This is a genomic window from Sinomonas susongensis (assembly GCF_005877005.1).
Lineage (GTDB): Bacteria > Actinomycetota > Actinomycetes > Actinomycetales > Micrococcaceae > Sinomonas > Sinomonas susongensis.
This window is the reverse complement of sequence record NZ_SSNH01000003.1, coordinates 275118-284300: the sequence shown is the minus strand read 5'-3', so window position 1 is coordinate 284300 and position 9183 is coordinate 275118. Positions and strand designations below refer to the sequence as shown.

9 protein-coding genes and 1 tRNA gene are annotated in these 9183 nt (G+C 69.5%); 3 read left to right on the top strand and 7 right to left on the bottom strand.

Translation table 11 applies throughout. The features are described 5' to 3' along the window. Window positions 1–582, top strand: a 582-nt coding sequence (locus tag E6A21_RS06530; RefSeq protein ID WP_138443114.1) for an aldehyde dehydrogenase family protein, incomplete at its 5' end; no start/stop codon positions are given. Between the two features lie 96 nt (window positions 583–678). Beyond that, complete coding sequence (locus tag E6A21_RS06525; RefSeq protein WP_246036237.1) at window positions 679–1503, top strand: sugar phosphate isomerase/epimerase family protein; 825 nt, start codon at window positions 679–681, stop codon at window positions 1501–1503. A gap of 12 nt (window positions 1504–1515) precedes the next feature. On the opposite strand, the gene pth is transcribed toward E6A21_RS06525, so the two are convergent. The 5 genes from pth to E6A21_RS06500 all read right to left on the bottom strand — a co-directional run bounded on the left by pth (window position 1516) and on the right by E6A21_RS06500 (window position 5803). Beyond that, a complete protein-coding gene (pth, locus tag E6A21_RS06520; RefSeq protein ID WP_138443322.1) occupies window positions 1516–2100 on the bottom strand; it encodes an aminoacyl-tRNA hydrolase in 585 nt (194 codons plus the stop codon). A gap of 150 nt (window positions 2101–2250) precedes the next feature. Further along, complete coding sequence (locus E6A21_RS06515; RefSeq protein ID WP_138443321.1) at window positions 2251–2835, bottom strand: 50S ribosomal protein L25/general stress protein Ctc; 585 nt, start codon at window positions 2833–2835, stop codon at window positions 2251–2253. 215 nt (window positions 2836–3050) lie between these two features. Then, window positions 3051–4031, bottom strand: a complete 981-nt coding sequence (locus E6A21_RS06510) for a ribose-phosphate diphosphokinase (protein ID WP_138443320.1) — start codon at window positions 4029–4031, stop codon at window positions 3051–3053. Then, complete coding sequence (gene glmU / locus E6A21_RS06505; protein ID WP_138443319.1) at window positions 4032–5651, bottom strand: bifunctional UDP-N-acetylglucosamine diphosphorylase/glucosamine-1-phosphate N-acetyltransferase GlmU; 1620 nt, start codon at window positions 5649–5651, stop codon at window positions 4032–4034. It abuts the gene before it with no gap. Between the two features lie 80 nt (window positions 5652–5731). Continuing rightward, window positions 5732–5803: transfer RNA gene (locus E6A21_RS06500), tRNA-Gln, on the bottom strand. Window positions 5804–5960: 157 nt separating this feature from the next. Here E6A21_RS06500 and E6A21_RS06495 point away from each other — a divergent pair. After that, window positions 5961–6554 carry a TetR/AcrR family transcriptional regulator gene (locus E6A21_RS06495; RefSeq protein ID WP_138443355.1) on the top strand — a complete coding sequence of 198 codons (594 nt, stop codon included), beginning with the start codon at window positions 5961–5963 and terminating at the stop codon, window positions 6552–6554. Here E6A21_RS06495 and E6A21_RS06490 read toward each other — a convergent pair. Next, window positions 6551–7219: a DedA family protein gene (locus E6A21_RS06490; RefSeq protein ID WP_138443318.1), complete on the bottom strand. Its 669-nt coding sequence runs from the start codon at window positions 7217–7219 to the stop codon at window positions 6551–6553. The genes E6A21_RS06495 and E6A21_RS06490 overlap by 4 nt on opposite strands. 72 nt (window positions 7220–7291) lie before the next feature. Further along, window positions 7292–9178, bottom strand: a complete 1887-nt coding sequence (locus E6A21_RS06485; protein WP_138443317.1) for an ABC-F family ATP-binding cassette domain-containing protein — start codon at window positions 9176–9178, stop codon at window positions 7292–7294. Between the last annotated feature and the right edge of the window lie 5 nt (window positions 9179–9183).

Sequence of the window (9183 nt, the reverse complement as noted above, 5' to 3'; positions counted from 1 at the left end):
GCCGAGGCGGTCAGGGTCGCCGAGGGCACCGACCCGGGGGCGGAGATGGGCCCGGTCATCACCGCGGCCTCGAAGGAGCGGATGAAGTCGATCGTGACCTCCGCGGCCGAGGCCGGGGCCGACCTGGTCGTGGACGGGCGCGAGTTCACCGTCCCGGGCAAGGAGGACGGGTTCTGGTTCGGCCCCACCGTGATCGACAACGTCGGAACGGACATGGCCGCCTACACCGAGGAGATCTTCGGCCCGGTCCTGGGCGTGGTGAGGGTGCAGACCGTGGAGGAGGCCATCGAGCTGATCAACTCCAACCCCTACGGCAACGGCACCGCGATCTTCACCTCCTCCGGCTCCAACGCCCGCAAGTTCCACCGCGGCGTCCACGTGGGCATGATCGGGGTCAACGTCCCGATCCCCGTCCCGGTCGCCTACCACTCCTTCGGCGGCTGGAAGAACTCCCTCTTCGGCGACAAGCACATCTACGGCGAAGAAGGCGTCTCCTTCTACACCCGCGCCAAGGTCGTCACCCAACGCTGGCCCGAACCCACCCACGCCTCCGGCGCCTCCTACAACTTCCCCTCCAACTAGGCGCGTTGGCCTGACTAGGAGCGAGACCTGACGAGGAGCAAGATGTCACTCCCCTCACGGAATCTGGTTGCCACGTGTTGGACAAGCGCCGGTCCAGTGGCACCCCTGGGCACCCCCGACCTCAGCCCGTTCTCTGCCCTCGACAGGGTCAGCGCCTGCGCGGACCTGGGCTATACGGGAATGGGTTTCTCCCAGAGCGATCTGGGGCGAATCCGGGACGACCTCGGGTTCGACCGGCTGCGGGCGCACGCAGACGCCGTCGGCATCGGCCCCATCGAGGTCGAGCTTGCGAGCGACTGGTGGCTTGACACCGACGCCTCGCCATGGCGGACCACCTGGTCGCTCCTTGTCGAGGCGGCCAAGGCCTTCAATTCGCGGTGGATCAAGGTGGGCACGAGCTTCGGGAGCGCAATTCCCTCGGTCGCCCCCTTGGTTGAGCCCTTGCGGAGCCTGGCCGACGAGGCTGCCGCGGCTGGCACCAGGGTCGCCCTCGAGCCCCTCCCCTTCGCAATGATCGCCTCGATTCCGCAGGGCGTTGAACTGGTAGGAAGAGTGGACCACCAGGCAGCGGGCCTCATCGTGGACTACTGGCATGTCTTCCGTGCGGGGACGACGCTCGATCAACTCGCCGTGGCGCTGACTCCCTCGATGGTCTTCGGCGTCGAGCTGTGCGACGCCGATGCAGAGCCGCGAGGCACGCTGTTCGAAGACACGCGCGACAACCGCCGTTACCCGGGCGAAGGGGATCAGGACGTTGTCGGATTCATCAGCACCATGCGGCGCATCGGCTGGGATGGGCCTTGGGGCGTGGAGATGCTCGCCGCAGAACACCGGGCCAGGCCCCTGATGGACGCTCTGGCGAAGGCGCGGGATGCAACGCTTCGCTGCTTCGATGAGGCGGATGGGACCGCTCAACCCTGAGGAGAGCCCCGGCTACGCCTTTGCGGGGTGGTGCTTCTGCTGCGCGGCGAGGAGGCCTTCGCGCACGAGGAGCTCGACGGCGTCGGCCCCCTCCCCCAGGAGGAACGGAAGGTCCTTGCGCTCCGTGGGCGAGAAGTCGTGCAGCACGAAGTCGGCGGGGTCCGTCCGTCCGGGAGGGCGCCCGACGCCCACCCGCACGCGGTAGTAGTCCTTGGTGCCGAGGGCTCGCGAGATGTCCCGGAGCCCATTGTGGCCGCCCTCTCCCCCGCCGCGCTTGAGGCGGACCGCGTCGAACGGGATGTCCAGCTCGTCGTGGACAGCGATGACGTGCTCGGGATCTATCCCGTAGAACTTGGCCGCAGCCGAGACCGGGCCTCCGGACTCGTTCATGTACGTGAGGGGCTTTGCGAGCACGACGCGGGGGCCCCCGATGCCGAGCCGGCCCTCCAGGACGACGGCGCGCGACCGGTGCGACGAGAAGGTCCCGCCGACGCGGCCCGCGAGCTCGTCAAGGACCATCTGGCCGACGTTGTGCCGGTTGCCGCTGTACTTCGGGCCCGGGTTGCCGAGCCCGACGACGAGCCAAGTCTCTGCCATGGGGACTGCTCCTTCAGGATGGGCAACCAGGATGTGGAGCCCAGATGTGGAACCAGGACGTGCAACGGCCAGAACCGAGAGGGCCGAAACGAGGGAAGAGGCGGCCCACCCTCAGGGGGAAGGCCGCCTCGAGTTCCTCGAGAGGGTCAGCTACTCTGCAGCGGCCTCTTCGCCCGCCTCGGCCGGCTCCTCGGTCACAGCCGCGCTTGCCTCGGAGATGTTGACGATGATCGTCTCGGCGTCCGTGACGAGCGTGACGTTCTGCGGGAGCTGGACGTCGGAGGCGTGGACGTGCTCGCCCGCCCCGCGGCCCTCGATGCTCACCTCGAGCGCGGTCGGGAGGTGGGTGGCCTCGGCCTCGACGGTCACGGCGACGGTCTCGTGCGTGACGACGGTGCCCGGAGCGGTCTCGCCGACGACGTGGACGGGGACGTCCACCTCGACCTTCTCGCCACGCTGGACCGTGAGGAGGTCCATGTGCTCGATGATCTGGCGGACCGGATCACGCTGGATGTCCTTGACGATCGCGAGGTGCTCGGTGCCCTCGAGGTCGATGGTGAGGAGGGCGTTGGCCACGCGGACCGCGAGGACGGTCTCCCGGCCGGGGAGGTTGACGTGCATCGGCTCGGCACCGTGGCCGTAGATGACTGCGGGGATCTTGCCTGCGGCGCGGGCGCGGCGGGCGTAGCCCTTGCCGAACTCAGTGCGCTTCTGGGCGGCGAGCTTGTCGCTCATGGAATGCTCCTTCGATGGTCAGGTGGCCTGGCGCGAAAGCGGGTGTCTGAACCGAGATCACCATCGGGCCACGGGACCCTTTCGGGCCACGGGACTCCATCGAAGCGTTCAGACCCAGTCGATCACGGACCAGCGCATCCACGCCGGTCCCTCGCCAAGGTTCGCCGTCAATCCTAACAGATCAGACGGACGGCGAACCTCGGGCCAGTTGCGCTCTAGCTGCGGCCGTCGAACAGGCTCGTGACGGAGCCGTCGTCGAACACCTCGTGGATCGCGCGGGCGATGAGCGGCGCGATCGAGAGGACCGTGAGCTGCTCGAAGTGCTTGTCTGAGGGAATCGGCAGCGTGTTGGTGACCACGACCTCGCGGGCTCCGCTCTCGGCGAGGCGGCGGGATGCGGGATCGGAGAACACGGCGTGGGTGGCCGCGATGATCACGGAGCGCGCGCCGGCGTTCTTGAGCACCTGGACGGCACCAGAGATCGTTCCGCCGGTGTCGATCATGTCGTCGATGAGGACACAGTCGCGGCCGTCGATCTGGCCCACGACCTGCTTCGAGACGGCCTGGTTCGGGACCGTGACGTCGCGCGTCTTGTGCACGAATGCCAGCGGGGCGCCGCCGAGCCGCTCGGCCCACTGCTCCGCGACGCGGACACGCCCCGTATCCGGCGAGACGACGGTGACCTTGTTGAGGTCCACGCGGGTGCGGACGTAGTCGGCGAGGAGCGGGATGGCCATGAGGTGGTCGACGGGGCCGTCGAAGAAGCCCTGGATCTGCGCGGTGTGCAGGTCGACGCTCATGAGGCGGTGCGCGCCGGCCGTCTTGTAGAGGTCGGCCATGAGACGGGCCGAGATGGGCTCGCGGCCGCGGTGCTTCTTGTCCTGACGGGCATAGGGGTAGAACGGCGAGACGACCGTGATCCGCTTGGCGCTCGCGCGCTTGAGCGAATCGATCATGATGAGCTGCTCCATGATCCACTCGTTGATCGGAGCCGGGTGGGCCTGGATCACGAACGCGTCGGCGCCGCGGACGCTGTCCTCGAACCGAACGTAGATCTCGCCATTCGCGAAGTCGTACGCCGACGTCGGAAGCAGCTCGGTGCCGAGCTCCTTGGCGATTTCCTGCGCGAGTTCGGGATGGGCCCGGCCTGACGCGACGACGAGGCGCTTCTCGCCGTTGGCCGTGATCTCGGTCATCTACTTGCCTTCTTCTGTTGGGGGAGTGCTGGCAGAGGGGGAAGCTTCAGAGGGATCCAGGGCGGCCGGGGCCTGCGGCAGGCCACTGGCGGCGGATTCCCTGGCTGCTGCGGCGGCCGCGGCCGACGGCGAGCCCGGGCGCCTGGCCTCGGTCCACCCCTCGGCGTTGCGCTGGGGTGCGACGCTCAGGGCCAGGGCACCCGGCGGCACGTCCTTCCGCACGATCGCGCCGGCCCCCGTGTAGGCCCCGTCGCCGACCGTGACGGGTGCGACGAAGACGGTGTTCGACGCCGTCCGGACATGCGCGCCGATCACGGTGCGATGCTTGTTCACGCCGTCGTAGTTCGCGGTGATGTTGCCGCAGCCGATGTTGGTGCCCTCCCCGACCTCGGCGTCGCCGACGTACCCGAGGTGGGAGAGCTTGGCTCCCCGGCCGATCTGCGCGTTCTTCGTCTCGTAGAAGGCCCCGATCTTGCCGTCGGCGCCGAGGACGGTACCGGCCCGGAGGTACGTGAAGGGGCCAACCGTCGCGCCGGGGCCGATCTCCGACTTCGTGCCCTCGGTGCGCCGCACGTTCGCGCCCTCCCCCACGATGACGTCGACGAGGGTCGTGTCAGGCCCGATGACGGCGTCCCGCTCGATCACGGTGGCCCCGTGGAGCTGGGTGTTGGGCTTGATCGTGACGTCCTCGGCGAGTCGCACGCTGCCGTCGATCCACGTCGTCGCGGGATCCACGACCGTGACGCCCGCGCGCATCCACTCCTCGACGATCCGGCGGTTGTGCTCCGCGGCGAGGGCCTGGAGCTGGACGCGGTCGTTGGCGCCCTCGACCTGCCAGCGGTCCTCGGTCACGAGCGCGGCGACGCGGCCGCCGTCTTCGCGCACGATGGCGAGGACGTCGGTGAGGTACTTCTCGCCCTGGGCGTTCTCGGTCGTGACGCGGCGCAAGGCATCGGCGAGGACGGCGCCGTCGAACGCGTAGATGCCGGAGTTGACCTCGAGGACCAAGCGCTCGTCCTCGCTCGCGTCCTTGTGCTCGCGGATCGCTGCGACGCCCCCTTCGGCGTCGCGGAGGATGCGCCCGTACCCTGTCGCATCGTCCAGCACCGCGGTCAGGACGGTCACGGCGTTGCCGTCGGCCTCGTGAAGGGCGACGAGTTCGCGCAGGAGCTCGGCGCTCAGGAGGGGGACGTCACCATACGTGACGACGACGGTCCCCTCGAGAGGGGCGCCGCCCGGGTTCGCGGACGCGAGCGCGTCGAGCGCGACCTCGACCGCGCGGCCCGTTCCGGGGATCTCGTCCTGGTCGACGATGAGAGCCTCGGCGTCGACGGCGGCGACGTGCTCGGCGACCCGGTCACGCTCGTGGCGCACGACGACGGCGAGGGTGCGGGGATCGATCCCACGGGCCGCAGCGAGTGCATGGGCGACCATCGACCGCCCGCCGAGCTCGTGGAGGATCTTGGGCGTGCGGGACTTCATGCGCGTCCCGGCGCCTGCCGCAAGGACGATGACAGCAGTCGGCTGCCTCGCCGCACCATAGGGAACAGGACCGAGCCCGGCCTGGGGAGACTCCGGGCGGTCGGCTGGGGGACGCTGTCCGGGGTTCTCCGAATTCACTGTCGCTGGTTCTCCTGATCATCGCGATGCGCGGTGCAAGCCGGGGCCATTCTATCCACAGGCGGTTCCGGCCCTTCGCGTTCCGCCCCTAGGATTCGAACCTAGACTGCACGGCTCCAAAGGCCGGCGTGCTGCCATTACACCAGGGCGGAGGGCGCCGTGGCCGCCCCGGACGATCCCGGTCGCAGCGTTCGGCACAGTCGTCCATTCTGCCACGTCTGGGGAGGAGCTCGGGCAGATGGCGCCCGTACTGCCTAGGATGTTCCAGTGAGCCAACCCCACGCCGAGCCCGCCGTCCCGAGGATCCGGATGACCGGGCCGGCGCGGCGTCGCCAGCTCGTCGACGTCGGTCGCGGCCTCTTCGCGGCCAAGGGCCGCGATGGCGCAACCATCGAAGAAGTCGCGACCAAGGCGGGCGTCACCAAGCCCGTGATCTACGAGCACTTCGGCTCGAAGGAAGGCCTCTACCGGGTCGTCGTCGAGGAGGAATCCGGGCATCTGCTGCTCGCGATCGGCGATTCCCTCGGAGGGGAGACGGGGCCGCGGGTGCTCTTCGAACGCGCCGCCATGGCCTTCCTGACCTACATCGAGGAGCGGGGCGATGGGTTCCGGATCCTCGTGCGGGACGCCCCGCCCGGGGACGGCGCGGGCGCACTGGCCCGGGTGCTCGAGCGGATCACCGTGCGCGTCGGCGACATCCTCGCCGACGAGTTCGCGGCGCGGGGCTTCAGCGCGGGCGACGGCGCGATGTACGCCCAGATGCTCGTCGGGATGGTCGCGATGACCGGGCAGTGGTGGCTCGACGCGCGGCAGCCGGACAAGCATGTGGTCGCGGCGCACCTCGTGAACCTCGCGTGGAACGGCCTCACGGGGCTGCAGAAGGATCCGCAGCTGGGCGGCTAGCCGTCTCCCCGCGCCCCGGGCTCTGCTTTGGGGTTCCCGCTCCCGTACGTGCGCTCCCGGCGTCGCTCTGCGCGGCTCTTGCGGATCCGCCACACCACGAAGGCGATGACAGCGATCGCCACCACGACGGCGGCGATGTCCCGCCCCGCCTGCTTGGCAACGACGTCGTACGATGCACCGGCGACGTAGCCCAGCAGCGTGAAACCCACGCCCCAGACAAGTCCGCCGAGCGCATTGAACGCCAGGAACTTCGGGTAGTGCATCTGCGACGCGCCCGCGAGGGCGGGCATCATGGCGCGGAAGAAGGCGACGAACCGGCCGAGGAACACGGCCCAGCCCCCGCGCTTGCGGAGGAACTCCTGGGCGTCGTCGAGCTTCTTGCGGTGGCGGTCGAAGATGCGGAAGCCCAGCAGCCGGGGTCCGAGGTGCTTGCCGATCTCGAACCCGACCGTGTCGCCCACGATTGCGGCGAGAACGACGAGCGGCGCCATGACCCAGATGTCCGCGTGCCCCTGGTTGGCGAGCACCCCGCCGATCACAGCAGCGGTCTCACCCGGGACGACGAAACCGACGAAGATGGCGTCCTCGGCGAAGACGAGGGAGAACACGAGGACATACGCCAGGAGCGGCGGCATGCCGAGGATCGCGCTGACGAAGGAGCCCATTGGCCTGATCCTACTGGTGTCCCGTGAACGGCGCCCGTGGACCGTGCCCGTCAACTTCGCGCTTCGCGCGACCTACTCGAGGATCTCCGACGCCTCGAGCCACTCGAGCTCGAGCTCTTCCTTCTCGGCAAGCAGGGCTTGAAGCTGCGCGTTGAGCTCGGCGAGCCGGCCGTAGTCGTCCGCCACCTCGGCCATCTGCTGGTGCAGCTTCGTCTCCTGCTCTCCTATCCTGCCGAGCTGCCGCTCGACCCGGCTGAGCTCTTTCCGGGCCTGGCGCTTCTCGGCCTCGCTCGCCCCTGAAGTCGCCCCTGACGCCCCGCCGTCGCCCGCTTCTGCCGCGAATTGGCCTGTGCCCGCGGCCGAACCACGCGCCGCGCCGCCGTCTGCGCCTTCCCCCGCGCCCGGGAGTGCGCTCTGGCCACCCGCGCTGCCGCCGTCGGCCGCCCCGAGCGACGCCTCCCGCAGCTCGAGGTACTGCTCGACGCCACCGGGGAGCGCGCGGATCTTCCCGTCGCCGAGCAGGGCGAGCTGGTGATCCGTCACGCGCTCGAGGAGATAGCGGTCGTGGCTCACGACGACGAGCGTCCCGGGCCAGCCGTCGAGCACGTCCTCGACGGCCGCGAGCGTATCGGTGTCGAGGTCGTTGGTCGGCTCGTCGAGCATGAGGACGTTGGGCTCGCCCACGAGCAGGCGAAGGAGCTGGAGCCTGCGCCGCTCGCCGCCTGAAAGCTCGGCGACCCGGGTCCACTGCTTCTGATTCGTGAACCCGAGCTGCTCGACCAGCTGCCCTGCCGTCAGCTCCTTCGAACCGACCGTGAAGCTCTGCTTCTCGCGCTGAATCACTTCGATGACGCGGAGGTCGGCGACATCGTCCAACTCCCGTACGTCCTGGCTCAGCACCGCGGTCACCACGGTCTTCCCACGCTTGACGCGGCCCGACGTCGGCTGCAGCTCTCCGGCAATGAGCCGGAGGAGCGTCGACTTCCCCGCGCCGTTGACGCCGACCACACCGACCCGCTCCCCTGGCGCGAGGCGGAGGGTGACGTTGTCGAACAGGGGTCGCGCGCCGTCGTACGCAAGCGTCACGCCCTCGAGGTCGACGACGTCCTTGCCGAGCCGCGCAGTCGCCATCTTCGACAGGGCGACGGCGTCACGCGGCTCGGGCACGTCCGCGATGAGCGCGTTGGCCGCGTCGATGCGGAACTTCGGCTTCGACGTGCGGGCCGGGGCGCCCCGGCGGAGCCACGCGAGCTCCTTCTTCATGAGGTTCTGCCGCTTGCCCTCGACGACGGCCGCCATGCGGTCGCGCTCGGCCCGGGCAAGGACGTACGCGGCGTAGCCGCCCTCGAAGGGATCCACAATCCCGTCGTGCACCTCCCACGTCCCCGTGCAGACCTCGTCGAGGAACCAGCGGTCGTGGGTCACGACGACGAAGGCGCCTTCGTTGGCGCGCCACCGCGTCTTGAGATGCCTCGCGAGCCATGCGACACCCTCTACGTCGAGGTGGTTCGTGGGCTCGTCGAGCATGATCACGTCGTGCGGCTCGATGAGGAGCTTCGCGAGGGCGACGCGGCGCTTCTGGCCTCCGGAAAGAGAGCGCACCTCGGCGCGCCAGTCGACGTCCCCGACGAGCCCGGCCATGATCTCGCGGACGCGCGGGTCGGCCGCCCATTCGTGGGCCGCGCGTTCGCCGACGATCGCGCGGCCCACGTCGAGATCGCCGTCGAGCACGTCGCCTTGGTCCAGATATCCGACGTCGACGCCCCGCCGCTTCGTGACGCGGCCCTCGTCCGGCTCGGCACGCTGGGAGAGGAGGCGCATGAGCGTCGACTTCCCGTCCCCGTTCCGGCCCACGATGCCGACGCGGTCCCCCTCGTTGAGACCCACCGTCACGCCGTCGAGGACGGTGCGGGTGCCGAAGGAGATGGTGAGGTTCTCGCCGCCGAGCAGGTGTGCCACGGGTC

What these genes read in the sequence shown, in the direction of transcription:
- pth (WP_138443322.1), bottom strand. Translation starts at nt 2,100, where the DNA reads ATGGCAGAGACTTGGCTCGTCGTCGGGCTCGGCAACCCGGGCCCGAAG.
- E6A21_RS06515 (WP_138443321.1), bottom strand. Translation starts at nt 2,835, where the DNA reads ATGAGCGACAAGCTCGCCGCCCAGAAGCGCACTGAGTTCGGCAAGGGC.
- E6A21_RS06510 (WP_138443320.1), bottom strand. Translation starts at nt 4,031, where the DNA reads ATGACCGAGATCACGGCCAACGGCGAGAAGCGCCTCGTCGTCGCGTCA.
- E6A21_RS06495 (WP_138443355.1), top strand. Translation starts at nt 5,961, where the DNA reads ATGACCGGGCCGGCGCGGCGTCGCCAGCTCGTCGACGTCGGTCGCGGC.
- E6A21_RS06490 (WP_138443318.1), bottom strand. Translation starts at nt 7,219, where the DNA reads ATGGGCTCCTTCGTCAGCGCGATCCTCGGCATGCCGCCGCTCCTGGCG.